A 25,465-nucleotide genomic window follows, 5' to 3' on the forward strand; every position below is an offset into this window, starting at 1 on the left:
ATCAAACTGTAATTTTATATTTTAGCAAATAGGACGCTAGCCAAATGGCAATTCCTAAAACGATGCTGCTTATTATGAATGCAATGGTCAATAGTTCAAGTGGATAAAAATAGTTCGGATAAAGGCTCATTAGAAATATCGGAACAATCAAGACGAAAAATGACAACACCCCATAAACAATTGCAAAGAAAATACCTTTTAACCGAAAACTACGCTCTATTAAAATAGATGTAAAGAGCACGGCTACACAGATTAAGCCGACTCCATAACTTAGGATGAACTTCATAAATGTTGTCGGATACAGCATTGTCCATAAATCAAAATAAAATAGCTCATAAATCGAAAAGTTCGTTCGGTAATCTACTGGTATAATGCCATTCATAATTTGAAGTTCTATTGGGATTAAGATAAGTTGTAAAGCAATTAAGCCAAATACAAACAGCAAAATTGTCGTCATTTTCGCAAAATAAATAGTCAACCGGTTTGTCGGCAATAGTAATAATCGATAAATAAATGTATTTTTTGCAAACCAATCCCGATACCAAATGAAAAATACATACAGCATGAGAATGACGATGCACATGAATACTGGAAGCAAAGCCCATCCAGAATTCACAAATTGATCAAATGGAGAACCTCTATATCCCTCACCTATAAATTCACTAAAGGATAATTGATTTTCAAACATGATCCGCTTCGTATTTTCTAAATATGCTTTCGATTCAAAAATAACCCCAATAATTTGGCTGACAATCGTCAATCCCATTATGATGACGTACAGTTTAAAAAATCGGTTCACCTCAAAATGAACAAGTTTCAAATAATTTTTCATCGGCGATACACCTCCCGCATCACATCAACTACTGATTTCCCTTCATACTCGCGTACTTCTTCTACGTAAAATTCTCTCAAAACTTCACCGTCATCAATTAACACTACTTTATCAATTAAGTGCTCAATATCATTAATTTCATGGGTTGTAATAATGACACCACGATCTTCAATTAAATGACTTGTAAATACTTCCGCAATTTGTTCACGAGAAAAAATATCAATACCGGAGAATGGCTCATCCAACAGCAAGTAATCTACATCCAGCGCCAAGCCTAGCAACATATTCACTTTCGCCGTGTTTCCCTTTGATAAATTGGCAATCCGGTCATTCGCATCGAGCTTAAAAAATTGCAGTAACTCCTGTGCCCTTTGTGGATTCCAACTTTTATAATAATCCGCCATAAATCGGAAAGCTTCGCTAATTTTCATTTGTGGCAACATCGTAATTGTATCGGGAATAAACGTAATTTTTTCAAAGCTTTCTTTCCGTATTTTTTCTCCATCAATTAAAATTTCACCGCTATTGATTGGAGTGAGCGCCATAATCGACTTCATAATGGTCGTCTTTCCTACGCCGTTTATACCGATTAAGCATGTAATTTCACCTTTGTTTGCGGTAAAGGAAAGCCCTTTTAAAATTTGCTTCCTGCCGTATTTTTTTTTGACATTTTTTACTTCGATCATTTGGATTCCTCCGCTTCTCCGCTTTCGGCATCATGCGTTTTCTTCACAAGTTCTAAAACTTCGGATAACGGCACATTGATCGATTTAATAGAGCTGACAAATAAGTCAACAGCTTCAATAATTAATTCCTCACGAACATTTTTAAGCACTTTTTTATCTTTCGTAATGCAGCTCGGTAAATTTCCCTCAGTATAAATCAATCGTTGTTCCTCCATTTCCTTATAAGCTCGTTGTGCAGTATTTGGATTAATTTTTAACTGATTAGCTAGTTCCCTTCTTGATGGAATTTCCTGACCAGCCTCATAATACCCCTTGGCAATTTGCTCTTTAAAATGCCGGATCACCTGTACATAAACAGGATCCCGATTATTAAACTTTACATCCAATACACTCAACTCCTTGAAATTCATTTTTGTGTATTAATCACTTAATACACATTAGACATAAAAATAGGTGATCCCTTTTAGAGAGAATAAATATACGTATCAACCACTTAATACACTCCCCTCAAAAAAATGTATTAATGGCGTAATACACTCCTTGAAAGTATTATATGCTTGGTACACATTTCATGTCAACCAAAATTATGGAAATAATTATGTAAATTTCCAGTTATTTGAGAGGTAAAATATCCTGTGAATAGGGAAGAAAACTTAGAAAAAGAGAAACGAATTTCGGAGATTTTAGAGCTTTTCCCAGAAAAGGACAAAGTGGATATATTAGATGAGAGCGAATCTGATAAGATTGAAAGTAAAGTGACAGATTGTTTTCCGATTGAATTTTGGGGAAGAATTGATTGGGAAAAGGTAAATAAAAAATTATTCTTACTAAAGAAGGCATATTGAATATCCCTACCGTCCTATCTAATCAATCTTTGGACACTTCAGTTCCTGTTTACCTTATTGTTGGGATATATAAATACCCATTGGTAAAGACATCCTTGTTTACAATACTAGAAAGCATTGAGGATATTATGGATATGGGACCAGACCAATGGATTTATAGTCCATCGTTGAGATTATTTGTACTGAATGTGGATTTATAATCGAAAGCTATGTAAAAAATCCAAAGAAATTTAAGGGGACACTATAAGTGCTATTCAAGTAATGGGTGCTTTAATTGAAGATTTGCTTCACGAAATAATCAAATCAAAGCAGCGATGATTCCACAAGCTTTTAGCATCATCGCTGTTTTTTATCACAAACCGTAAAAGCAATAATATAAGTGATGTATAAATCTAAAGTGTTAAAAAACTTTGTATTTCATAATTTTTGCATGACCAGTACCCAAGAACTCATTGCTTAAAGGGTTAGGGTTTCACATACTACAGTTATCTTTTAGTAATAAATGTATTACTGCTCTGTTGGAATCTCTTATCATCTTCTCCAGATGTATACTCTGAGCAAACCTATAAATTATATGATTTTTATTTAATCAACCTCAATATCAAGTACAGGTTGATTAACCAAACGCCCTTGTTCCAATTGCTTCATTGATTTCATTAATACAGCATGGTTAACTTCATTACCTATCAGGTGTAAATTTTCCATTAAATTGTTGTATTGATCTAGTGACATCATTACAACATTTTTATTATTGTTACGTGTAATTATTAGTGTTTCATAATCATCCGTTACACGATTCATGTAGCTTTTTAAGTTATCTCGTAGAACAGAATAATGTACTGCATCCATAACGCTAACACTCCTTTTTTTACCTTACAATATAATCTAAGCTTAAATCAAAAGTGACAGCTTTGAAGGGCTTCTTTTGCTGTTTCTACAATATCCTCATTAAATGGCGTGATTTTTTGCATTGCTAATTGTTCCACCGCATTGACAAGTACCTGCTTCGAGAAATCTGGAAGTGCTGGGAAGACTTTTACTAAGCACCAATAAATCCACATGTCATCGTTTCCGAGTAGCACCTCTTCTACATGCGGTATGAGTTTGGTCGGATATTGTAACAAAACTTCTAGCACCGGCTCTGCTACTGGCCAATTCATATCTTGAATCCATTCGAGCAGCTGTGGCAGTAATGGGATCACCTCACTTGCACACATTTGCTATAATCCCTTCACTGCCTCTAAATCAAATTTGTCTTTTGGAACCATCATTACACCTCTAACTTTTTAATAAAAGCTTGAATCATTTCGTGACCGTTCTCCGTCCCAATCGATTCCGGATGAAACTGTACACCATACAACGGATAAGTTTTATGCTGAATTGCCATTATTTCTCCGTCATCTTTGGCGGTTGCGAAGACTTCAAAATCTTTCGGCAATGTCTCTTTTTCTATAATAAGTGAATGATAGCGCATCACTTCTATCGCCCCTGTCAATTGTGCAAATAAGCTTTGATTTACATAATTTAGTTCACTCGTTTTTCCGTGCATAATTTGATTGGCGCGACTTACGGTTGCCCCGAATGCTTGCCCAATTGCTTGATGACCTAAACAAATACCAAGTATCGGAATTTCTTTATACAAGGATTGAATCATTTCGATTACAATTCCCGCCTCTACTGGTGTTCCAGGTCCCGGGGAAATAATAATTGCCTTTGGACTGAGTGCCTGTATTTCTGGAATCGTAATTTTATCATTTCGTACCACTTTCACTTCTTCTCCAGTTGCGGCAATTTGATGGTATAAATTATACGTAAATGAATCATAATTATCGATTAATAAAATCATACGCGCACCTCCAATAACGCACGAGCTTTGTTCAGCGTTTCCTCATATTCAAGTTCTGGAACAGAATCAAATACAATGCCTGCACCCGCTTGCACATAAGCTTTTTTGTCCTTTACAAGCATCGTGCGTATTGCCAAAGCTAAATCCATATTTCCCGTTGTTGAAATATATCCAATTGCACCCGCATAAATGCCGCGCTTCCGCTGTTCTAATTGATTAATAATTTGCATCGCGCGAATTTTCGGCGCACCAGATACCGTTCCAGCAGGTAAACTTGCGGCTAATACATCCATCACATGCGCTTCCTCTCGCAGATTCCCTGTCACCTCCGACACTATATGCATGACATATTTATAGCGCTCAATTTGCATGTATTTTGTCACTTGAACAGAACCAATATGCGCAACACGTCCCACATCATTGCGCCCTAAATCAACGAGCATCTTATGTTCCGCAATTTCTTTTTCATCTGATAATAAGGAAGCCGCGATTTCCGCATCCTCTTGCTCCGTTTTTCCACGCGGCTTTGTGCCTGCAATTGGATTTGTTGTTACGAGTCCATTTTGTACTTTTACTAAGCTTTCAGGAGATGTCCCTAAAATCGTATACGCTCCGAAATCTAAAAAATACATATATGGGGATGCATTGGACGTGCGCAACTTGCGGTAAAGCGCGAGAGGCTGTTCATCAAAATTCGCTTCAAATGTTTGTGATAATACGACTTGAAAAATATCCCCGTTGCGAATATGTTCCTTTGCCGTTTCGACCATATCTATAAAATGTGCTTTTGAAAGCGTCGGTGTAAAATGGACATTTGTCGACTCGGGCGGCCTTACCATCATCGGTTGTTGAATTGCTTTTTCAATCGCATCAATTGCCTGCTGCATCTCTTCTTGCGTCCGCCCATCTTGAAATAAATCAATCGCCGCAATCGTCACTTGTTGAAGCAAATGATCGATTACAATAAACGTATCATAAAAAAAGACATGCACATCTGGCATATTATAAACATCATTGACAATGTCGCCGATTGCTTCAAAATGATAGGCCGTTTCATAACCAAAATAGCCAATTGCCCCTCCGAAAAAGGCAAAAGGATAAGTTTCATTATCGCGAATCGGTAACAGGTTTTTTAATGTTTGAAGGACTGGCTGTTCAAACACTTGCTCGCTGCTGTTTTTATCAAAAAAAGTACTTTGATGTTGATCTCCTTTTAGCTCCCCAACCGGATCGACTGCAATAAAGGAATATCGACCACTCTCACTAAATTTTGCATTCGATTCAAACAGCACTTTATTTTTTCCATTCAAAGCGGTATATACGGAAATCGGTGTGAGCGTATCTCCCATAATTTGTTTCATAATAAAATATTGTTGCTTCTCTACTACCATAAAAATCTCTCCTCAGCTCGACTGTTTTTCCACATTTGCAAACAAATTTTACGCCATATTCGGCAAAGGAATGCATATTCATTGTGGATGTTCTAATTCTCAACTTTTCTAAACGCAAAAAGGCCATCCGCTACTAAAGGACGGAGAGCCGTGGTGCCACCTTCATTGACTACTGATTGTAACAATAGTCCACTTCATTACTCGTAACGTGAGTGCTACGGCACAGCATTTCCTCTGTGCAGCTAGAAAGTCCATTCATAAGCATTGTTTACTAACTTTCACCAACCGTTAGCTCTCTAAAAAATCAATGACTTACTACTCTTTTTCATCGTCGCTTTTACTATAAGACCATTTTACGTTAAGAAGGTTAATTTTTCAAATTATTCTTTTACTTCCAACTAAATCGTACTTTTATTAGCTGTTGAAAAATAAAAATCCATCCTTTCTGAAAGGATGGATTATTGATAAATATTCAATTAATTTAATCGTTGGCTAATCATGTCATAAATATATCGTGCTTGATCAAATTCAGGCTGTAGTGTAAAAGCCTGCTTTAAATGATATTGTGCTTTTTCTGTATCTTGTGTCGAAACGGCATAAAGGACACCTAAGTTATAATGTGCATCCGCATTATTCCAGTCTTCTTCAATGACAAATTCAAGCTCTGGCTTTGCAAAATCAAACATTTCTAATGTACATAGCAAAATACCATACGCTAAACGAATTTGAATATCTTTCGGTGCCAATTCAGCTGCTCGTTGCATAAATGGTAGGGCTAATTTGTATTGCTCTTCACGCTCCAAAGATTTCGCCAACATATAGTAAGCATCTGCGCCTTCGATCCCAGTATCAATTGCTTTTTGATATAATTTGGCTGCCTCTATAAAGCGCTCCGCTTCGTAATAAAGGTTGGCCAATCCGTAAAAAGCAGTTGCAGCCTTTTCATCGACCGTAATCGCTTTTTGGAAAAATCGCTCCGCACGCTCTACATCATTCATGGCCGCTAATAATGTACCAAAGTTAATATAGCCGACTGCTTCGTCTGGGTTTTCTTCAATTGCCTTTGTAAATGCTTGCGCTGCATCCTCATAGCTTTTTTCTTGGATTGCTTTAATCCCAATTTCGTTGTAATCTAATTTCATACTGTCACCTCAAACAAAAATTTAGACGTTCTTATGGGTAAGAACGTCTATCTACCTATCATTTACGCCTCGGCTAAATTGCGTAAAAACGCAACGTCGTGCGTCAACGCGTGAGTGACCAACTTTGTGTTGGCACTAAGTTAACCTACATATGTTAATTTTTCATTATTTTTAAATACTTCGTCGATTGTACCGCCGCCTAAACAAATGTCTCCGTCGTATAGGACAACTGCTTGTCCAGGTGTAATCGCACGTACCGGCTCAGCAAATACAATATAGGCTGTACCATCTTCGCGCATTGTTACTTCTACTGAGGAATCTTCTTGGCGATAACGGAATTTTGCTGTACAGCTGAACGTACCTGTTTTTGGCACTTTCGTTGAATAGCTCATTTTGACTGCTGATAATGCTTCTGAATAGAGTGTCTCATGATGGAAACCTTGTCCTACATATAATACATTGCGTTCAAGGTCTTTTCCTAATACAAACCATGGTTCGCCGTCTCCACCTATGCCTAAACCGTGACGTTGCCCTAAAGTATAATACATTAGTCCATCATGCTTGCCCTTTACTTGCCCATCAAATGTTTCCATATTGCCTGGCTGTGCCGGTAAGTATTGACTTAAAAATTCTTTAAAGTTGCGCTCTCCGATAAAGCAAATCCCTGTGGAATCCTTTTTCTTAGCTGTAGCTAAACCAGCTTCTTCCGCAATCTTACGTACTTCAGGCTTTGGTAAATGCCCAATTGGGAACATCACTTTTTCAAGTTGTGCCTGTGTCAATTGATTTAAGAAATATGTTTGGTCTTTATTATTATCAACACCGCGTAACATAAATACCGCATCTTCTGTACGATCTACGCGTGCATAATGCCCTGTTGCTAAATAATCGGCACCTAAATTCATCGCATGCTCTAAAAACGCTTTGAATTTAATCTCTTTATTACACATTACATCCGGATTTGGTGTACGCCCTGCTTTATATTCTTCAAGGAAATAAGTAAATACTTTATCCCAATATTGTTTTTCAAAATTCACTGCATAATAAGGGATACCGATTTGATTACATACAGCGATAACATCTTCATAATCTTCCGTTGCTGTACATACACCATTTTCGTCTGTATCGTCCCAGTTTTTCATAAAAATTCCGATAACATCATAGCCTTGTTGCTTTAATAAGTATGCGGCTACAGAGGAATCTACCCCACCTGACATACCTACGACTACTCGGATTTGTGATGGATCTCTTGTTTCTACCATTTACTATTCACCTTTTCTTAGACAAATTCGCGTAAAAGGCGCGAAGTCTTTACTTTATTAAACTAGTCGATTCACAATGGCTGCTGTACGCTTGCCTGCTTCACGAACGAGTTCATCTGTTAAGCCTAACCCAAAACTGAAGCGAATGGAACTACGAAGTTCTGGCGCATCATTGCCAAACATCGCTACCAATACATGTGATGGGTCAATGGCACCTGCTGTACAAGCCGAACCACTTGATACAAGCACACCATCCATGTCTAGATTGATTAAAAAAGATTCAACATCTGTTCCTTGAAAGGTCACATTGAATACATGCGATAATGCTTCCGTGGGATGACCATTCACTTGAAAAGAAATGCCTGCCGTTTGAAATTCTTCGATTAAAATCGCTTTAAATTGCTTGTATTGCTCGTTCCGTATTGCTGCTTTTTGACTAGCGAGCTCTGCTGCCTTCGCAAATGCGACTGCAGCTGGGACGTTTTCTGTACCCGCACGACGTTTTTTCTCCTGTGAGCCGCCATGCATAAAGCTTGCGAACTTCACATCTTGCTTTACATATAAAAAGCCAATGCCTTTTGGTCCATTCATTTTATGGGCAGATACACTTAATAAATCAATATGCATCGCTTGTACATCAATCGCTTCTAAACCGAATGCTTGTACGGCATCCGTATGGAATGTTGCGGGATGCTCGTGTAGCAGTGCCCCAATTTCTGCGATAGGTTGAATAGTTCCGACTTCGTTATTACCAAACATGATTGTGACTAAAATCGTATCTTCGCGGAGAGCCTGCCTAACATCCTCGATACGTACTCGACCTGTTGCATCAACTGGTAAATACGTCACGTCAAACCCTTCACGCTCTAGCTTTTCACACGCATGTAATACGGCATGATGTTCAATTTGCGTCGTAATAATATGTTTGCCTTCCGTAGCACGAGCATATGCTGTTCCAAAAATAGCTGTGTTATCTGCTTCCGTACCACCACTTGTGAAAATAATTTCCGTCATGTTAGCATTAATTTTTTTAGCTAATGATGTGCGTGCCTCATCTAATACTTTCCGTGCATTGCGCCCGTCTGTATGGATACTTGATGCATTTCCGTGTATGTCCGCCATCGCAGCTGTAAATGCTTCAATTACTTCTGGTGCAACTGGAGATGTGGCGGCATGATCAAGATAAATTGTGTTCATCAAACGTGAAAACTCCTTCAGTGCTGATTTCTTTTAAATGTAGAACATATAGCCATCCATTACATCGGAATCGCTATATTTTGCTAAATCTTCAATAGATGTCGTATCTAATACATGTTTCACAGCATCACGAATTCGACCTCACAACTCACGCTGAGGCGCTTCTTCATTTTCAATTCCCTCAACGGGTTGAATCGGTCCTTCCAATACGCGAATCACGTCTGCGGCAGAAATATCGGTAGGTTTATGCGCTAACATATAGCCCCCGTAAGCACCACGAACACTTTTAACAAGTCCCGCATTTCTTAATGGCGACACAAGTTGTTCTAAATAAGCTTCTGATAAATCTTTATCAGCGGCAATTTGACGTAGTGGAATCGGTCCTTCTCCATAATGCTTTGCTAATTCAATCATAATTGTTAAACCATAACGGCCTTTTGTCGAAATTTTCATGGAAACACCTCTATTTTTTCTAGTCCCTTTATCTTCATTCATCTCACCACTATAGTTGGTGAGATGAATGAAGATAAAGGCTCCGGCGGATGTCACAGATTTTGAAGGGAGTTAATTGCGCTAGCGCAATTCAAAATCTGGACGCAATTACGCCAAGGCGTAATTGATTTGCTTTATTATAGCACAACTCCTTTTATTCCACTCGGAAATACTTTATGATTAATGCAAGAAATCACAAAAAGGGGCGAAAAGCAATGCAAAATGAGCCACTCGCATACAAAATGAGACCGCGCAATTTACGGGAAATCGTAGGACAGCAGCAAATTATCGGTCCTTTGACCCCACTTTTTAAAATGATTGAAAAAGGACATGTTCCTTCTATGCTATTATATGGTCCTCCCGGAGTCGGAAAAACGTCGATTGCCAATGCCATTGCAGGAAGCTCCCATTTGCCCTTCTTTTCATTGAACGCGACACATGCTGGTAAAAAAGATATCGAGCAAATTGTGATGGATGCACGAATGAGCGGCAAAGTCATTTTATTTTTAGATGAAATCCATCGTTTCAATAAACTTCAGCAAGATACGTTACTTCCCCATGTGGAAAATGGTTCGATCGTGCTCATCGGCGCGACGACAGAAAATCCTTTTCACGATGTCAATCCTGCCATTCGATCAAGATGTGGTGAGATTTTACAGCTTGAACGTTTAACGACGGTAGATGTACTTGATTTATTAAAATTAGCGCTTGAAGATAATAAACGCGGGCTTGGTGAAATCGCGATTGACGTAACAGACGAGCAGCTCGAACGAATTTCCAATGCTTCCAATGGCGATGCAAGAAAAGCGTTAACTTTACTAGAATCCGTCTATTATGCGTCCGATGAAGTGGACGGCGTAACACGATTAAACGATAATGCAATCGATGCATTAGCAAAACGAATCGGTGTTTTCGGGGATAAAGGTGGCTCCCATTTTTACAATTTATTATCAGCGTTACAAAAATCAGTCCGTGGCAGTGATGTCAATGCCGCGCTTTATTATTTAGCCCATCTATTAGAAAATGGCGATTTAATAGCCGTTTGCAGACGTTTACTCGTCATGGCGTATGAAGATATTGGACTAGCCAACCCAGCCATCGGTACAAATGTTCAAGCAGCAACGGAAGCAGCGGTCAAACTCGGCCTTCCAGAGGCACGAATCCCATTGGCAACTGCGGTTGTTGAAATGTGCTTGTCCGACAAATCCAACTCGGCCTATAAAGCGTTAGATGCAGCCATTTCAGCGATTCATGAGGGCAAAACAGGCACAATCCCAAACCATTTGAAGGATGCACATTACGCTGGGGCAACGGAACTAGGACATGTCGGCTATCAGTATCCGCATAATACCCCAATCGGGACATTCGGTGGCTGGGTCAATCAACAGTATTTACCTGATGATCTTGTAGGTATGGAGTTTTATAAACCGGTCATTGCAGGAGAAGAAAAGCGAATGGCTGCCATTTATGAAAAATTGAAAGCCTTCAAAAAGTAGGAAAAGATTAAGAGAAGTTTAAAACCCATTTTCCAGCAAACGGAAAATGGGTTTTTTATTATTCGTATGTTTTTGTTAATGTATAAAATTCAGATAAACACTCTTCAATCGAGTGATTTGTAGTAATTTCAGATGTCACATCATTTTGAGGGCAAATTTGTTCGATGCTTTTTAGTAGTTCTTCAACAAACTCCTCATTCATTTCTAATGAAGCATTTGGTAAACAAGCCGCACTTTTTTGATACAATTTGATAATTTGCATTTTCGCTTCAACATCATGTTCATCAATTAAATGAGCTTGTGATAAGCCTGTAAAATAAATAAGCTTTGCCGCAACATCCATATATAGCACCCAATAAGTAGAGCTTTTAGGAATTTCGCCATTATTTCTGTGAATAGTCACATTATAGTTGTTTGCCATTTTTCGTAAGATTTCATCTAACATCTCGTATGCTTTTGACCAATTTGGTTTTGTGTCAATATGATCAAATACAATTTCATCAATCGTAAATTTCAAGCTTGGCAAATTAAGTAATTCATTTTTCATTTCAACGTTCATCCATCGATTCCCCCTATATCTACATCCCCTACGTATCATTACGAAACGTATCTTTACTATATCAAAAAAAAAACGACTTTCTAAAAAAACGGGCAATTCATTAAAATACAGTATTTTTCTTACCATTTTTCACCTTATAATAGAAATTTCATGCATTTCAATCTTTCATTATTCTGACAATAAACGAGATACATATTTTGGATAATAACTTTTATCAATTAATTGCTGCTCATTTAAATGTGTAAACTCACTGAATGGCACAACAAGCATTACTTTATTTTTATATGCTTTGACGGCATTTTTAGAACCATAAAAAAACCATGTAATCGAATCCACCCATGAATGTAGCGGTTCTTCAATACTTTTTTCCAAAAATGATTTTTGCATTAAAACATGTGCCATTTTGAAAAAACCATCACTTAATCGGTAATTTTTCGTTTGGAAATCGTATTCTGGGTCAACGATTTGCTGCGTATCAAACACATGAATCACTTTTAAATCTGCATTGATTGCAAGTTCCACAGTGCCTACTTTATCCATTAAGTTCAAACCTTTATATTCTAATTCGTTATAATTCATTGATTATTTCTCCTTAACTTATGAATAATATATTTTACCACAATAATAAATAACTAACATACGCAAAAAATGAATGACCATTCAAAAACACGTGACAAAACAATGATTTTACTGTATAAATTAATAAAATGGAAAATTTAAATAATTAAATTTATTCGAGTAAATGTCCGTAGTAATATTTGAAAAAGGAGCGATTAACGTGATTGATGAACTTAAGAAAAAAGACTTATACGAAAAAAACACTATTCTAATGATTGTCTATGGGATTGCTGCAAATTTAGGAGGTCTCGCACAATTTATTCTCGGTCGTCCAATCGGCGTGACACTCTTCCTATTTATTCCCGTTTTTATTGCGTTCATCTGTTTTGTATTACAGCGAAAGTTCTATTTATTACGACCGTATTTCCCATACGTTGTTTTGCTTGCTGGGATTGTCACGATTTATGGTACGATTGTCACAAATAAAGTGACGCTCGCTACTATTATCTTAAGCTTTTTTGTCCTTATTTTAGGCAGCATTCATAACAAATTGACCGTTTTAGCATTTGGCTATATTGGCTCGACAATCGGTTTAATTTTTAATTTCACACTGGATACAGGCAGTTTTGCCGCCGATTTTGCAAATGTTTTTGTTACACAAACATTAATGGCGGTTGCTCTTCTTTTACAAGTTCGCCAAAACAAGAAAATGCTTGTCAATGTAGAGGGGCTCATGGAAAATGCGAATGAGCGCGCTGTTCATGAACTTGCATTACATCAGCGGCTAGAAGCTTCCGTACAAGGGATTACATCAAAATTAGCGCTGATTACAGATAGTTCGAATAACTCCAGCGCTTCACATCAACAAATGATGGCATCCATTAAAGAAGTGAGTGTCGGCTCTCATAAACAATCAGATTATGTTGGATCTATCGTTCAAAATACAGCGGCCACTACATCCGAAATTGAATCTATTGTAGAAGAGCTTCGTGGCATTATTAATGATGCTGAACATGCAAGTAAAAGGGCTATGGACGGTACAGATGTCATGCACCGATTAAAAAATGAAATCGATTTATTTACCGACTTTTTTGGCGAGTTAAATACGTCATTCCAGTCCCTCTCAGAAAAAATTACGGAAACAAATAATTTTGCCACGTCCATTCAAAAAATTACTGAGCAAACGAATTTGCTTGCATTAAATGCATCAATTGAAGCGGCTAGAGCTGGAGAACATGGGAAAGGATTTGCTGTCGTGGCTGAAGAAATTCGAAAACTCGCGGGTATTACAGATGAAACTGTCAGCAAAATTGACCAAAACTTAGCGCAAGTAAATTTATTCAATGAAGAAACTTTGCATCGTCTACAAAAGGGAATCTCGCATATAACCAACCAGGTGCAAATGGTAACTCATTCGAATACAACGTTTACCGATTTGTTTAGTGCTATGGAAAATTTACAACAAAGACTTGAGCAATTTTCAAGCGGTACCCACTCAATTGAAATGAATAGTAAATCCATTGAAATGGCAACGAATGATTTTGCTGCGATTATTGAACAAAGCTCAGTTTCGATTGATGAGCTTAATATCGTGTTAGAAAAAATCAATCAGGATCAACATATGATTACACAAAATATCGAGGACACTTATCAGCAAGCACTTAAAATCATTGCTTAATATAATACTTCCGCAATAATTTGTATGCAAAAGGCAGAAATGTTGGTTTAATCACATTTCTGCCTTTCCTATTTCACTATCTAGTTAATCTTGTACGCGTGTTATTTTGACTTCTTTTAAAATGGTGTTAATTACCCAGCTCGCCGCAAATAGTCCTACTACGGACGGAACAAATGCGTTTGATGATGGTGGCATTTGCGCTTTACGAATTTGTGCATCCGGCTTTCCTACTTGCTCTACAACGTCTGGACGAACGACAATCGGTGACTCATCTGAAAAGATAACAGGAACGCCTTTTGGAATGCCTTCTTTACGAAGCTTTGTACGAATAACCTTCGCAAGTGGATCAGTATGCGTTTTCGAAATATCCGCAATTTTAAAGCGTGTCGGATCCATTTTATTTGCTGCACCCATGCTTGAGATAATTGGAATTTGACGTTTTAAGCATTCTTTAATCACGTGTATTTTATACATAACCGTATCAGAAGCATCAATTACATAGTCAATGCCTAGCTCAAAAAATTGCTCATACGTTTCATCTGTATAAAACATATGCATGTCAATCACTTCACAAGCTGGATTAATATCCGCGATACGTTCCTTCATAATTCCCGATTTTGATTTACCTACTGTCGATAAATAAGCAACAAGTTGACGGTTGACATTCGTAATATCGACATTATCCTTATCGACCAATACGATACGCCCCACACCACTACGTGCACAAGCCTCCGCCGCAAAAGATCCTACGCCGCCTATCCCTAAAATCGCTACTGTTGTATTTTGTAATTGCGCTAAACCTTCTTTACCAATCGCAAGTTCATTACGCGAAAATTGATGTAACATCCTTTAACCCCTCAATCTATATCATACTACTAGGAATTATAACGATATCGATTCTTGGTTGCAAGTAAAGATTAACTAGCCCTAGGGTTTTGAAAAATTCAACATTCCTGAACAACAGTAAATCCAACTAACGAAAAAAGCGATTAGAGTAAGCCGCGTGCTTCGTCTAATCGCAAAAATTAGGGGGAAAAAACATAACTATGGATCATCTCCATAAGTTGAGGTTGACAAATTGATTGGAGCAGATAAAATAAGGCTCTCGCAAGCATAACGCATTAGAACTATTCTCGCGAAAAGTGTCCGTACTAAAATGAATAGCAACCCCAAATTACAGTGAAGAACTACCTATAGCCGTATTATTCGATTAAAATCACTAAAATATACATGCAATCCCCCTACGTAACGAGCTGGATGGATGATACGATTTCCCCGACAACATCACCTGCATCATTTTTAATGTGAGTTGAATGAATTGCTTTCACATTTTCGATTGTCTCTTTATTCGCATAATCAATTTGCTCTAATAAATTCGCAATCACAAGCGGCCACGGTGATTCAGAGCCATTCATAATTTTAAATACAAAGCTCAATTTCTCCTTTTTTAATGAAAAGCAATATACACCTTGCGCGCCACCTTTTGCAACAATATTTGGATCCATAAGCAATGCACTGCATATAAAGTTTTCAGACGCAATCATATTTGGATAGCTATTCATCACATCTACAATTTGAATAACCGCGCTTCTCAGCTTTTCATTTTCTATTAAATTGGGGGTTGCTAGCTTTAAATAGGCAATGGCCATATTTCGCAGTGGGATAGCGAAATTCGGTGCCCCGCAACCATCCACGCCTATAATTAACTGCTCTTCCACTACTTCGCTCAGTTCCATGATGCAGTTTTTTATTTGTTGCTGTAATGGATGTTCGATATCACAATAATTATCTAATGGATAACCATTTGCTAAGCAGGCCGTTAAAAAACCTAAATGTTTCCCTGCACAATTATGATATAGCTTCCTTTTTTGGTGTCCTTCATGTATATACTGTTCTTTTGCGCCTTCATTCAATGGATAAGAAGCTGCGCAAATTAACTGTTCTTCTTTAAATGGTAGTTTTTCCAACAATGATTGTAATCGTTCTTGATGATATATCTCGCCTCGCTGTGAAGCCATAATAAGTGCACTTTCCTCTGACGTAATGCCCCACTTCTGAATCGCTCCAGTTAAAAAAATGGGAATCGCTTGAAATGGTTTGGCTGCAGAACGAAAATAAACGGGTTCATGATTTTGCCCAATTGAGTAAATTTCTACTTTCGCTTCATTAATACAGCTAAGCTGACCAATGTGAATATTTTCTAAAACACCACCGCGATATTCTTTTAAAAAAGTTTGGAAACTCACTTTACATCACAACCCTCTATTCAATAGTTAACTTGCTTCAGCAGAAGTAAGTTAACGCCCCGGCGGATGTCACAGATTTTTAAGGGAGGCCTGCGTGATGAAGGTCAGTTAGCCGTTGTCGCATGGACGCGACGAATTTAGGGCTAACATCCCCGACGAGCGAGCTCGAAAAAAATCTGGACGTAATTACGCTGAGGCGTAATTAATTACTTGCTTTTGAATTTGTAGTGCTGCCCCTTTCACAACACCAACTTTCGATTGGTTAGAAAATTGCAAATCAAAATGTTGATGAATTTCTGACCAAATATACTGTGAGCACATGTCGCGAAGTTCTTGCTGGAAAAGTTCGTTATGTTCTACCATTTCACCGCTCACAATAATGGCTTCCGGCTCATACAAGCACGCCAAATTATTAATAGCTGCCGCTAAGTACTTCGCCACATCCTGCTGAATTTTAAGCGCCCATTGTTCTTTCGAGATCATACTCATCGCTAATTGTTCGATTGAATCGATATTTTCAGGCGCCCTTTTTAAGAGGGATCTTTCAGAAATATATAAGGATAAACAGCCTCGCTTGCCACAATGACACTGCTCACCTTCTCCATCTAAATTGACGGTTATATGACTAATTTCACCTGCGCGATTATGCGTCCCCCGATAAAGTTCTCCATCTAATAAAATCGATGCCCCAATACCAGTACCTATGCCAACTAAAATACAATTGGTAAACGTAGGGGCATACACATCGCCGATTTCAGCCAAAATTTGCATTTTTAATTCATTATCCACGACTATATCACAATCAAATCTTTCCTTTAAATCACTAGCAATTTTGCAATTTTTCCAAAGCAATTGCTCAGAGGAAAGAACGATCCCTTCGTCATGATTAATGACCCCCGGAATACCAATCCCTATTCCTTGAAGTTTTTCTTTGGAAATGGCGTTCGCTTCTAGCAATTCATTGACACAATGCTGAATAATATCAAGCGCATCTTCATACCGATTTTTTACGTTACATTTAACTTCTGTAAAGTCAATTAATTCACCGATAAAATCGACAATTCCTATTTTAATGACAAAGCTATCAATTTCGATGCCAATTGTAAATAAGGCATCGCCACGAAGATGAATGAGTGTTGGTCTTCTTCCGATTAACGTTTCTTCTGTTTGCCCCTCATACAAGAACCCCTCTAGTTCTAATTCTTGTACAATTCTCGTTATTGTTGTTGGGCTCATTTTTGTATATTTGGATAATTGAATTCTGGAAACGGGTGCCATTTGGCGAATCGCATCTAAAACTATATATTTATTTTGTTTTTTCATTTGCATTTGATCTTGCTTCTTCAAATTGATTCACCCCTATAAAGTCGCTTAGTAATTAGGTTGAAAGTGGAATGTTGCTAACAAATAAACCATTCTCAACCATTTCCGCTATTTTATCATGGGTGGTACGTTTCTCACAGCTTTGTTGCAATTGCAAATGATTCTCTCGCAGTTGTTGTCTATTGACGCACATTCCATTATTCGTAAACAATTTCTTTCCCAAGGCGTGCAGATTCATAAATACCTTCCAAAATTTTCATGATTTCCACACCATCTTCAACAGGGGCTTCTGACGTTTTTCCATTTAGACAGCAATTAACAAAGGCATTTACTTCGGTTTCAAAGGCATGCTCAAAATTAAAGGATAAATGGTCCACCTGCGGATGCATATTGACAATCGTTTGATTTGCTTCACTTACAATTTTGAGTTCAGGCTCTAGCTCTGCCCCACCATTCGTTCCATATAGTTTAACAGCCAGTTCATCCTTAGCTGCATGGAGCGTATAAGATACATCTACAAGTAATGACGCGCCATTTTCAAAGGTAATGAGTGCATTAGCCATATCTTCTACTGAATTTTTGGTAGCATCATAGTCTGCTGTTTTATAAAACGACAAGTTTTCAATATGGCTTCGATTCCCTAAATGATGATACGTATGACCTACAATACGCTTCACTTTCGGTCTCCCCATTAAGTACCAGCAAATATCAATAATATGCACACCGAGGTCGATTAATGGCCCGCCTCCTGATTTTTCTTTATCCGAAAACCAGCCGCCTGGATTCCCTATGCGGCGAAGACATGTTGCCTTTGCAAAATAAATCGTGCCGAGCGTATCATTGTCAATAAACTTTTTTAAAATGGTTGTATTCGTTGCAAATCGGCGAACAAATCCGACCTGAAACACTTTGTTGCTTTTTTGAGCTACTTTTTGAATTTCTAATGCTTCTTCATATGTCATGGATAATGGTTTTTCTACTAATACATGCTTGTTGTTTTCGAGCGCTGCCATCGCGTATTTTGCATGGGTATTATTCCATGTACAAATGCTGACCGCATCAACTTTAGGATCTGATAAAAATTCCTCAATCGAATTGAATACTTTCTCAATGCCATACTGATTTGCCTTTTCCTGTGCACGGGCTAGAGAGAAATCGTAAACACCATATAAATGAACTGATTCATTTTTTTTATACGACTTTAGATGGAAATCTGAAATCGAGCCTACACCAATTACGCATACATTTAATCGATTCATGAATTCACGCCCTCGCATTCTTCCCAAAATCTACGAACATTGTCCATCCCAATTTTTGAACCAGTTTGGCAATCTTCCATTCCTTCAAACTCAATTGTCAAATAGCCGTCATAGCCCGATTCTTTTACTAGCCTAACAATTTGGCGAATATTCAAATCACCATGACCTACAATTGCACCACGAATAAAATTGTCATGGACCGTTGTAAACCATTCACCACCACCTGGATGCTCGTAAAAAGGACGGATATAAAAATCTTTAAAATGAACCGTTGCTGCGTAAGGTAAGTTTTTCTTTACCCCAACTAATGGATCCTCATCAATACATAAAAAGTTGCCTATATCCAGCGTCGTTTTAAAATTATCGCGGTTTACTGCATGAATAAGTTGTTGTACTCGGTCACTCGTTTGGACATTAAATCCATGATTTTCAATCGTCGTCGTAATCCCAAATTGCTTGGCATAATCCGCTAATAGCTGACTTCCGCGCACCATTTTATCAAAATGCTCTACGTAGTAATGGATGGTCATATTTTCTTTTGGCATTGTAAATAAAGTGACATCATGGCGCATGATTTTAATGCCCATATGATGCACGACATCCACATGCTTTTTCAGTCTTTCCACTTCAGCAAGTAATTCCTCTTCTGTTTCCTGTATAAAATTGGCAGGTAACGAATACGCCGAAAGCTCAAGTCCTAACTCATTTGCTTTGTCGCGAATGGCAGTAGCGAGTTCATAATTATCGACAACAGAAAATTCGTAAGGGACTAATTCAACATGCTCCCCTCCATTTTCCGCAACCCAATCTAATACATCCAATACAGACATTTCATTTGTTTTCATTTTTTTAACCATGCTATACGAACTTAATCCAATTTTCATTATCTACACCTCTTCTATTTTTTCTACATAGTGACAAGCAACCGATTGCTGTTCCGTAATTTCTCTCATTTTTGGAACCTCTAATTTACATAGCTCCTGTGCGAATGGACATCTTGTATGAAATGTACATCCAGTCGGAGGGTTTTTTGGATTCGGAATATCGCCCTTTAACGTATTCTTTTTTCGGCGTAATAAAGGATTCGCCACAGGAACAGAAGCAATTAACGCCTTCGTGTAAGGATGTAATGGATTTGCAAATAAAGCTTCCTTCGTTCCGATTTCAACGATTGAACCAAGATACATCACACCAATTTCATTGCTTATATGTTCCACGACGCTCAAATCATGTGAAATAAATAAATAGGATAGCTGATATTCCTGTTGCAGCTTTTTTAATAAGTTTAATATTTGAGATTGAATCGATACATCGAGTGCTGAAACGGGCTCATCGGCAATAATTAACTTTGGTTTTGTAATTAACGCCCGTGCAATTCCAATTCGCTGTCGCTGTCCGCCGCTAAATTCATGCGCATAACGATTCGCATATTCCGGATTCAACCCAACGATATTTAACATCTCGAAAACGAGTTTCTCACGTTCCCATTTAGAAAGTTTCGTATGAATAATTAATGGCTCTTCAATAATCTCTTTTACTTTCATTCTAGGGTTTAATGAAGCATATGGATCTTGGAAAATCATTTGCACGTTTTCACGTAAATTTCCTAATTCCGATTGCTTTAAATTGGCCACCTCATGACCATTTAACTCAATACTTCCAGAAGTCGGATCGATTAATCGTGTTATAAGTCTTCCTGTCGTTGATTTACCGCAACCACTTTCCCCAACTAAACTAAATGTCGTTCCTTCTCTAATTTCAAAGGATACATCAATTACCGCATTCACATATTCTTTCTTTTCAAACATTCCACCAGCAATTTGAAACGATTTCTTTAAGTTTTTTACTTCTAAAAGTTTATTTGACATGAACGGCCACATCCTTATTTGCATATAACCAGCAACTACAAATATGGGAATCTGTAATCTTCTCGATTTGGGGTTCATTTTCTTGACATACTCCCATCACATTCGAACATCTTGGTGCAAATTTGCAACCTTTTGGCATATTTTGCGGGGATGGGACATTTCCGGGAATCGATTCTAATACTTCTTTTCGATCACCGATTTTAGGAACCGAATTGATCAAGCCCCTCGTATACGGATGTTTCGGATTGGCAAATAACTCAAACACATCTGCCTCCTCTACGACTTGCCCGGCATACATGACAACAACTCGGTCACACATTTCGGCTACAACCCCTAGATCATGTGTAATTAACAAAATCGCCGTGTCATTCTTTTCTTTTAATTGTTTCATAAGCTCTAATATTTGCGCTTGAATGGTCACGTCGAGTGCTGTTGTTGGTTCATCTGCAATTAATAATTCCGGCTCGCATGCCATCGCCATCGCAATCATGACTCTTTGACGCATTCCACCAGATAACTGATGGGGGTATTCATTCATCAACTCTTCTGCCCGACCAATTCCAACACTTTTCAATATTTTTACCGCATGCTCTATACTTTGTTTTCGTGTATATTTCATATGCATTTCTATGGATTCTGTTAATTGCTTGCCAATTTTTAAGACGGGATTTAATGAAGTCATTGGCTCTTGAAAAATCATGCTCATTTTTTTCCCACGCAACTGACGCAACTCTGCTTCATCCAACTTCGTTAAATCGGTTCCTTGAAATAAAATGGAACCCTTTTTTATTTCTCCTGTCGTTCCATGAAATAATTTCATGATGGATAACGATGTAATACTTTTCCCACTACCTGACTCTCCAACTAGTCCTAGTACTTCACCTTTTTGTATCGAAAAATTGACACCGCGCAATATTTTGATTTCCTGTTGATCCCTTTTAAAAATAGTTTCTAAATCTGTCACTTCTAAAACGTTATCGCTCATTTGTCCCACCTCCCGACTCATTTTAATTATTTTTTATTTTTGGATCTAATACGTCTCGTAAACCATCGCCAATTAAATTAAAAGCAAGCACGGTTAAAAAAATAGCAATACCAGGCATTAATACAACATGAGTTGCAGTGCCTAAATAATCTCTTCCGCTACTTAACATTACGCCCCACTCTGGCATTTCAGGACTTGCTCCTAATCCTAAAAAGCTTAAGCCTGAAGCAGCAAGAATAGCTGTACCAACACGCATTGTGACAAAAATAATTAACTCATTCATCGTTTCTGGGAAAATATGTTTATATATAATTCGACTATGGGAAGCGCCCATCGATTTAGCTGCTTCTACATACACATTTTCTTTCGCATTTAATGTCGCTCCTCGAACTAGGCGCGCGAACGAAGGGATACTAAAAATCATAACAGCAATAATTACGTTATTAATTCCTGGTCCTAATATCGCTACAATCGCAATGGCTAATAACAAGTCTGGGAATGAAAATAAAACATCACACGTTCGCATAATGATTTTGTCAATCCAGCCCCCGAAATACCCACTAATTAGACCTATAATAGTACCGGCTATCAAACCTAAACTAACCGCACTAAAACTAACCATTAAGGAAATTTTTGCTCCTACGATTAAGCGACTGAAAATATCCCGTCCATATTCATCTGTACCTGCTAAATGCTTGGCACTTGGTGTTTCTAGTATTGCATTATAATCAGGCTCAAAAGGATCATACGGTGCTATGTATGGTCCGATAAATGCAATAATAATTAAAAGTAAAATGAAAATACTTGCAACTAAAGCTGCCTTTTGTTTTTTAAACGCTTTCCAAAATTCTCTCATCGGAGAGTATTTTGCATTTTTCACGTGATTTGTGTCCTGTTTTACAAGTGATGAAGATTGCATATTCTCTCCTCCTATGTGTTAAGTTGAATTTTTGGATTCAAGACAGTGTATAAAATATCCACAATGAGACTTACAAGTATAAATTCAACGGCAAATAGTAAAATGGATGATTGAATAACTGGATAATCTCGGAATGAAATTGAATCAATTAATAACCTACCCATTCCAGGAAAACTAAACACTGTTTCTACCACAACGGAGCCCCCTAGTAAAAAGCCAAACTGAAGTCCCGCTACGGTAACAACGGAAATGAGCGAATTCCTTAATGCATGTTGAAGAATTACTGTTCGTTCCTTTAACCCTTTTGCGCGGCCAGTACGAACATAATCAGATTGCATCGTTTCTAACATCGAAGACCTTGTAAACCGGGCAATCATCGACATAATCCCAGCACCTAACGTGATAGAAGGTAAAATATAGCTACTTAAACCATCTAATCCACCTGTAGGTAAAATACCTAAAGAGACAGAAAAAACTTGTATTAAGATTAATCCTAACCAAAAACCAGGAAGCGAAATGCCCGATACTGCCGTTATCATTCCTAAATAATCTGGCCATTTATTTTTATTAATGGCTGAAAATATGCCGATGAAAAGTCCCATAATTGTGGCCCAAAACATCGATAAAAATGTTAAATAAATCGATGGCATAAATCGCGTTTTAAACATATCAATTACTGGTAATCCTGTCGTTAAAGAAGTTCCTAAATCCCCGGTCACTAGATTTTTCATAAAGTTGAAATACTGTACAACAACCGGCTTATCTAGACCTAGGCTTTTTCGAACGTTGTCAACTTCCTCTAAAGTGGCATCTTTTCCCGCAACTAATCGAGCAGGATCCCCAGGAATGAGATGAATGAATAAAAATGTCAATATGGAGACAACGATTAATATCGGAATTATTTCAACAATTCTTTTCACAATGTATTTCAGCATCTTTTCTCCCCTTTCCAACTAAAAAAATATGGTGGCATTACTACTTAGTTAAGCCACCTATTTTTCTATTAGTTGATTTTGGCGTTTGCTACGTCCAACCCTCCACCTGGATTTACAATAACACCGCTTACATTCGAACGAACGCCATATAATATTTCATCAACACCTAAGAAAATCCATGGCGCGTCTTTATAAATAACATCTTGTAAGTTTGCATAAAGCTCTGTTTTTCTTGCTTCATCCGAAATGGAGTTTGCCTCATCCATCATTTTGTCTGTTTCTGGATTATTATAATAAGCTGTATTTGCACTATTTGGTGGGAAAGATACACTATGGAATAATGGTTTCGTTGCATTTGTTACGTCAGATGCATACGCCGACCAACTTACATACCACATTTTTAATTTGGCTTCTTCTGGTGTTTGGGCACCATAAATTTCATCTGAAAGTGTTGCTTCTTCCATTGATTTAATCTCAACTTTGACACCAATTTGCTTTAATTGTTGTTGGATAAATTGCATACCCTTCATTGTATCGGAGTTTGTATTTCCCCAAATTTCAATTTCCAGTCCATCCGCGTACCCTGCATCGGCTAATAATGCTTTCGCTTTTTCAATATCTTGGTTATATAATTGTTGTTTTTTATAGTAAATCGTTTTAGATGTAATGATTGAATCAAGTGGTTCCCCTAATCCAGAGTTAACTACTTTTAAAAATGCATCTTTATCTACCGCATAGTTGAATGCTTGTCGAACTCGTATATCATCAAGTGGCTTTTTAAACGTGTTTAATGATACATAACGTGCAATTGTTGATGGAACAGAATTAACCGTTACATCTTTTGCTTTTGAAAGTTCTTCCTGATTTTGCGCTGGTACAGGATAAATGGCATGGGCTTCTCCTGTTTTTAACATCGCTACACGAGATCCATTTTCAGATACTGGTTTAAACGTAATTTTTTCAACACGGTCGTTGCCACCCCAGTAACCATCAAAACGCTCAATTGATAAATAATCCCCTTGTACCCATTTTGAAAATTTGTATGGTCCAGTTCCAACTGGACTTTTTGGAATTTGATCACTACTTTCTTTAATAACTTTTGGACTAATCATTTTCGCCGAGGCAAAACGAGTTACCATTGGACCATATGGCTCAGATATCGTCACTTTTATCTCGTAATCTCCTAGTATTTCAATGCTATTAACTAAGTTAAATCCACGTGAATATAAACGAAGACTTTTATCATTTGTAATTCGTTCAATATTCGTTTTAACAGCTTCCGCATTAAATGCTGCCCCATCATGGAATGTAACCCCTTGCTTTAACTTAAATACATAAGTCAATGTATCTTCACTAATTGTATAGTCCTCGGCTAACACTTTAATAATTTGACCTTCTGCATCAAAACCTAATAAGCCTTCCATCATTGCTGATTGAACGGAGTTTGAATTCGTATCCCCTGTATTATGAGGATCCATTGAAATAAAGTTCTCATTTACGGCAATTACTAATTCTTGAGCTTTCTCACTAGTTGATTTGTTATTATCTCCAGCCGTACTAGAATTGGTTGGCTCTTTTGTTGGTTCATTCACTGGGTCTGTTGAATCATCATTTGTACATGCTGCTAACACAAAAATCATCGCAAAAAGAAATATAAAATTTTTTATTCCCTTCATTCGTTTCGCTCCCTTTGTAAAATTTATAAAAATATTTCCTTTTTGATGAAAGAAAATAGTTCTATCTTTTATTTTCTCCAATGGTGAAAATAAGTAGTTAAAAAATATATCTCCCATTGAAAAATTTGAACTGCATGATCATGTACTTCCCGTAAATGCCCGATTCGAAAAGGCTAACAAACAACTGGTATATCCTTCGCTATATTGAAAATTCACTTTATTTTTTAAAATGTAATCCTTTTTTCTGAATATTGCAACATTATTCTGCTA

General features: G+C 37.5%; 25 protein-coding genes, 1 pseudogene and 1 other annotated feature. Of the genes and pseudogenes, 3 read left to right on the forward strand and 23 right to left on the reverse strand.

All coding sequences use genetic code 11. The features are described from left to right. Position 1: 1 nt before the first annotated feature. From CSE16_RS14145 to CSE16_RS14155, 3 genes are read right to left on the reverse strand one after another with little or no spacing between them, the layout of a single operon-like run. Entirely contained in the window at positions 2 to 832 is an 831-nt protein-coding gene (locus CSE16_RS14145; protein ID WP_099424500.1) for a hypothetical protein, read from the reverse strand. Next, entirely contained in the window at positions 829 to 1,518 is a 690-nt protein-coding gene (locus CSE16_RS14150; protein ID WP_099424501.1) for an ABC transporter ATP-binding protein, read from the reverse strand. Before CSE16_RS14150 ends, CSE16_RS14145 begins: the two co-directional genes overlap by 4 nt. After that, entirely contained in the window at positions 1,515 to 1,904 is a 390-nt protein-coding gene (locus tag CSE16_RS14155) for a GntR family transcriptional regulator (protein ID WP_099424502.1), read from the reverse strand. The genes CSE16_RS14150 and CSE16_RS14155 overlap by 4 nt, the downstream gene beginning before the upstream one ends. Positions 1,905 to 2,153: 249 nt before the next feature. Here CSE16_RS14155 and CSE16_RS14160 point away from each other — a divergent pair, with 249 nt between their 5' ends. Continuing rightward, a complete protein-coding gene (locus CSE16_RS14160; RefSeq protein WP_099424503.1) occupies positions 2,154 to 2,363 on the forward strand; it encodes a hypothetical protein in 210 nt (69 codons plus the stop codon). A 585-nt stretch (positions 2,364 to 2,948) separates the two neighbouring features. Here CSE16_RS14160 and CSE16_RS14170 read toward each other — a convergent pair. The 8 genes and pseudogenes from CSE16_RS14170 to cymR all read right to left on the reverse strand — a co-directional run bounded on the left by CSE16_RS14170 (position 2,949) and on the right by cymR (position 9,654). Beyond that, positions 2,949 to 3,212 carry a type II toxin-antitoxin system Phd/YefM family antitoxin gene (locus CSE16_RS14170; protein WP_099424504.1) on the reverse strand — a complete coding sequence of 88 codons (264 nt, stop codon included), beginning with the start codon at positions 3,210 to 3,212 and terminating at the stop codon, positions 2,949 to 2,951. Between the two features lie 47 nt (positions 3,213 to 3,259). After that, positions 3,260 to 3,580 (reverse strand): DUF5071 domain-containing protein, encoded by a 321-nt coding sequence (locus tag CSE16_RS14175; RefSeq protein WP_253896093.1) that lies wholly within the window; start codon positions 3,578 to 3,580, stop codon positions 3,260 to 3,262. Positions 3,581 to 3,633: 53 nt separating this feature from the next. Beyond that, positions 3,634 to 4,209 carry an anthranilate synthase component II gene (locus CSE16_RS14180; protein ID WP_099424505.1) on the reverse strand — a complete coding sequence of 192 codons (576 nt, stop codon included), beginning with the start codon at positions 4,207 to 4,209 and terminating at the stop codon, positions 3,634 to 3,636. Beyond that, on the reverse strand, positions 4,206 to 5,600 hold the full coding sequence (gene trpE / locus CSE16_RS14185) for an anthranilate synthase component I (RefSeq protein ID WP_099424506.1): 1,395 nt from the start codon (positions 5,598 to 5,600) through the stop codon (positions 4,206 to 4,208). The genes CSE16_RS14180 and trpE overlap by 4 nt, the downstream gene beginning before the upstream one ends. Before the next feature lie 133 nt (positions 5,601 to 5,733). Continuing rightward, positions 5,734 to 5,941, reverse strand: a binding site (T-box leader). 135 nt (positions 5,942 to 6,076) lie between these two features. Next, on the reverse strand, positions 6,077 to 6,742 hold the full coding sequence (locus CSE16_RS14190; RefSeq protein ID WP_099424507.1) for a tetratricopeptide repeat protein: 666 nt from the start codon (positions 6,740 to 6,742) through the stop codon (positions 6,077 to 6,079). Positions 6,743 to 6,882: 140 nt separating this feature from the next. Then, complete coding sequence (mnmA, locus tag CSE16_RS14195; RefSeq protein ID WP_099424508.1) at positions 6,883 to 8,004, reverse strand: tRNA 2-thiouridine(34) synthase MnmA; 1,122 nt, start codon at positions 8,002 to 8,004, stop codon at positions 6,883 to 6,885. Positions 8,005 to 8,061: 57 nt separating this feature from the next. After that, positions 8,062 to 9,201, reverse strand: a complete 1,140-nt coding sequence (locus CSE16_RS14200; RefSeq protein WP_099424509.1) for a cysteine desulfurase family protein — start codon at positions 9,199 to 9,201, stop codon at positions 8,062 to 8,064. Positions 9,202 to 9,234: 33 nt separating this feature from the next. Beyond that, a pseudogene (gene cymR, locus CSE16_RS14205) lies at positions 9,235 to 9,654 on the reverse strand (cysteine metabolism transcriptional regulator CymR). 254 nt (positions 9,655 to 9,908) lie between these two features. On the opposite strand from cymR, the gene CSE16_RS14210 reads away from it, so the two are divergent. Beyond that, on the forward strand, positions 9,909 to 11,189 hold the full coding sequence (locus CSE16_RS14210; RefSeq protein WP_099424510.1) for a replication-associated recombination protein A: 1,281 nt from the start codon (positions 9,909 to 9,911) through the stop codon (positions 11,187 to 11,189). 58 nt (positions 11,190 to 11,247) lie between these two features. Here CSE16_RS14210 and CSE16_RS14215 read toward each other — a convergent pair whose 3' ends face one another. Both CSE16_RS14215 and CSE16_RS14220 read right to left on the reverse strand, forming a co-directional pair. Beyond that, complete coding sequence (locus CSE16_RS14215) at positions 11,248 to 11,748, reverse strand: GTPase (RefSeq protein WP_099424511.1); 501 nt, start codon at positions 11,746 to 11,748, stop codon at positions 11,248 to 11,250. 168 nt (positions 11,749 to 11,916) lie between these two features. Beyond that, on the reverse strand, positions 11,917 to 12,327 hold the full coding sequence (locus tag CSE16_RS14220) for an aminopeptidase (protein WP_099424512.1): 411 nt from the start codon (positions 12,325 to 12,327) through the stop codon (positions 11,917 to 11,919). Positions 12,328 to 12,526: 199 nt separating this feature from the next. On the opposite strand from CSE16_RS14220, the gene CSE16_RS14225 reads away from it, so the two are divergent. Beyond that, positions 12,527 to 13,984 carry a methyl-accepting chemotaxis protein gene (locus tag CSE16_RS14225; RefSeq protein WP_157764834.1) on the forward strand — a complete coding sequence of 486 codons (1,458 nt, stop codon included), beginning with the start codon at positions 12,527 to 12,529 and terminating at the stop codon, positions 13,982 to 13,984. A gap of 84 nt (positions 13,985 to 14,068) precedes the next feature. Here CSE16_RS14225 and CSE16_RS14230 read toward each other — a convergent pair whose 3' ends face one another. The 10 genes from CSE16_RS14230 to CSE16_RS14275 all read right to left on the reverse strand — a co-directional run bounded on the left by CSE16_RS14230 (position 14,069) and on the right by CSE16_RS14275 (position 25,195). Then, a complete protein-coding gene (locus CSE16_RS14230) occupies positions 14,069 to 14,830 on the reverse strand; it encodes a tRNA threonylcarbamoyladenosine dehydratase (RefSeq protein ID WP_099424514.1) in 762 nt (253 codons plus the stop codon). A 395-nt stretch (positions 14,831 to 15,225) separates the two neighbouring features. Beyond that, complete coding sequence (locus tag CSE16_RS14235; protein ID WP_099424515.1) at positions 15,226 to 16,230, reverse strand: asparaginase; 1,005 nt, start codon at positions 16,228 to 16,230, stop codon at positions 15,226 to 15,228. A 186-nt stretch (positions 16,231 to 16,416) separates the two neighbouring features. Further along, entirely contained in the window at positions 16,417 to 17,577 is a 1,161-nt protein-coding gene (locus CSE16_RS14240; protein ID WP_099424516.1) for an ROK family transcriptional regulator, read from the reverse strand. 173 nt (positions 17,578 to 17,750) lie between these two features. After that, on the reverse strand, positions 17,751 to 18,812 hold the full coding sequence (locus tag CSE16_RS14245) for a Gfo/Idh/MocA family protein (RefSeq protein WP_099424517.1): 1,062 nt from the start codon (positions 18,810 to 18,812) through the stop codon (positions 17,751 to 17,753). After that, the gene (locus CSE16_RS14250; protein WP_099424518.1) at positions 18,809 to 19,696 is read right to left on the reverse strand and encodes a sugar phosphate isomerase/epimerase family protein; all 888 of its coding nucleotides are present in this window, start codon (positions 19,694 to 19,696) and stop codon (positions 18,809 to 18,811) included. Before CSE16_RS14250 ends, CSE16_RS14245 begins: the two co-directional genes overlap by 4 nt. Positions 19,697 to 19,699: 3 nt before the next feature. Next, entirely contained in the window at positions 19,700 to 20,680 is a 981-nt protein-coding gene (locus tag CSE16_RS14255; protein WP_099424519.1) for an ABC transporter ATP-binding protein, read from the reverse strand. Next, positions 20,670 to 21,665, reverse strand: coding sequence for an ABC transporter ATP-binding protein (locus CSE16_RS14260; RefSeq protein WP_099424520.1), 996 nt, complete (start codon positions 21,663 to 21,665; stop codon positions 20,670 to 20,672). Before CSE16_RS14260 ends, CSE16_RS14255 begins: the two co-directional genes overlap by 11 nt. 22 nt (positions 21,666 to 21,687) lie before the next feature. Next, positions 21,688 to 22,584 (reverse strand): ABC transporter permease, encoded by an 897-nt coding sequence (locus CSE16_RS14265; RefSeq protein ID WP_099424521.1) that lies wholly within the window; start codon positions 22,582 to 22,584, stop codon positions 21,688 to 21,690. Positions 22,585 to 22,595: 11 nt separating this feature from the next. Further along, on the reverse strand, positions 22,596 to 23,519 hold the full coding sequence (locus CSE16_RS14270; RefSeq protein ID WP_099424522.1) for an ABC transporter permease subunit: 924 nt from the start codon (positions 23,517 to 23,519) through the stop codon (positions 22,596 to 22,598). Positions 23,520 to 23,587: 68 nt separating this feature from the next. Then, entirely contained in the window at positions 23,588 to 25,195 is a 1,608-nt protein-coding gene (locus CSE16_RS14275; RefSeq protein WP_099424523.1) for a glutathione ABC transporter substrate-binding protein, read from the reverse strand. Between the last annotated feature and the right edge of the window lie 270 nt (positions 25,196 to 25,465).

Source organism: Solibacillus sp. R5-41 (genome assembly GCF_002736105.1).
Lineage (GTDB): Bacteria > Bacillota > Bacilli > Bacillales_A > Planococcaceae > Solibacillus.

What these genes read in the sequence shown, in the direction of transcription:
- CSE16_RS14220 (WP_099424512.1), bottom strand. Translation starts at nt 12,327, where the DNA reads ATGAATTATAACGAATTAGAATATAAAGGTTTGAACTTAATGGATAAA.
- trpE (WP_099424506.1), bottom strand. Translation starts at nt 5,600, where the DNA reads ATGGTAGTAGAGAAGCAACAATATTTTATTATGAAACAAATTATGGGA.
- CSE16_RS14230 (WP_099424514.1), bottom strand. Translation starts at nt 14,830, where the DNA reads ATGTTACATCAATTTTCGCGTAATGAACTTGCGATTGGTAAAGAAGGT.
- CSE16_RS14175 (WP_253896093.1), bottom strand. Translation starts at nt 3,580, where the DNA reads ATGTGTGCAAGTGAGGTGATCCCATTACTGCCACAGCTGCTCGAATGG.
- CSE16_RS14190 (WP_099424507.1), bottom strand. Translation starts at nt 6,742, where the DNA reads ATGAAATTAGATTACAACGAAATTGGGATTAAAGCAATCCAAGAAAAA.
- CSE16_RS14245 (WP_099424517.1), bottom strand. Translation starts at nt 18,812, where the DNA reads ATGAATCGATTAAATGTATGCGTAATTGGTGTAGGCTCGATTTCAGAT.
- CSE16_RS14210 (WP_099424510.1), top strand. Translation starts at nt 9,909, where the DNA reads ATGCAAAATGAGCCACTCGCATACAAAATGAGACCGCGCAATTTACGG.
- CSE16_RS14250 (WP_099424518.1), bottom strand. Translation starts at nt 19,696, where the DNA reads ATGAAAATTGGATTAAGTTCGTATAGCATGGTTAAAAAAATGAAAACA.
- CSE16_RS14275 (WP_099424523.1), bottom strand. Translation starts at nt 25,195, where the DNA reads ATGAAGGGAATAAAAAATTTTATATTTCTTTTTGCGATGATTTTTGTG.
- CSE16_RS14260 (WP_099424520.1), bottom strand. Translation starts at nt 21,665, where the DNA reads ATGAGCGATAACGTTTTAGAAGTGACAGATTTAGAAACTATTTTTAAA.
- CSE16_RS14150 (WP_099424501.1), bottom strand. Translation starts at nt 1,518, where the DNA reads ATGATCGAAGTAAAAAATGTCAAAAAAAAATACGGCAGGAAGCAAATT.
- CSE16_RS14180 (WP_099424505.1), bottom strand. Translation starts at nt 4,209, where the DNA reads ATGATTTTATTAATCGATAATTATGATTCATTTACGTATAATTTATAC.
- CSE16_RS14255 (WP_099424519.1), bottom strand. Translation starts at nt 20,680, where the DNA reads ATGTCAAATAAACTTTTAGAAGTAAAAAACTTAAAGAAATCGTTTCAA.
- mnmA (WP_099424508.1), bottom strand. Translation starts at nt 8,004, where the DNA reads ATGGTAGAAACAAGAGATCCATCACAAATCCGAGTAGTCGTAGGTATG.
- CSE16_RS14145 (WP_099424500.1), bottom strand. Translation starts at nt 832, where the DNA reads ATGAAAAATTATTTGAAACTTGTTCATTTTGAGGTGAACCGATTTTTT.
- CSE16_RS14215 (WP_099424511.1), bottom strand. Translation starts at nt 11,748, where the DNA reads ATGAACGTTGAAATGAAAAATGAATTACTTAATTTGCCAAGCTTGAAA.
- CSE16_RS14265 (WP_099424521.1), bottom strand. Translation starts at nt 22,584, where the DNA reads ATGCAATCTTCATCACTTGTAAAACAGGACACAAATCACGTGAAAAAT.
- CSE16_RS14270 (WP_099424522.1), bottom strand. Translation starts at nt 23,519, where the DNA reads ATGCTGAAATACATTGTGAAAAGAATTGTTGAAATAATTCCGATATTA.
- CSE16_RS14170 (WP_099424504.1), bottom strand. Translation starts at nt 3,212, where the DNA reads ATGGATGCAGTACATTATTCTGTTCTACGAGATAACTTAAAAAGCTAC.
- CSE16_RS14200 (WP_099424509.1), bottom strand. Translation starts at nt 9,201, where the DNA reads ATGAACACAATTTATCTTGATCATGCCGCCACATCTCCAGTTGCACCA.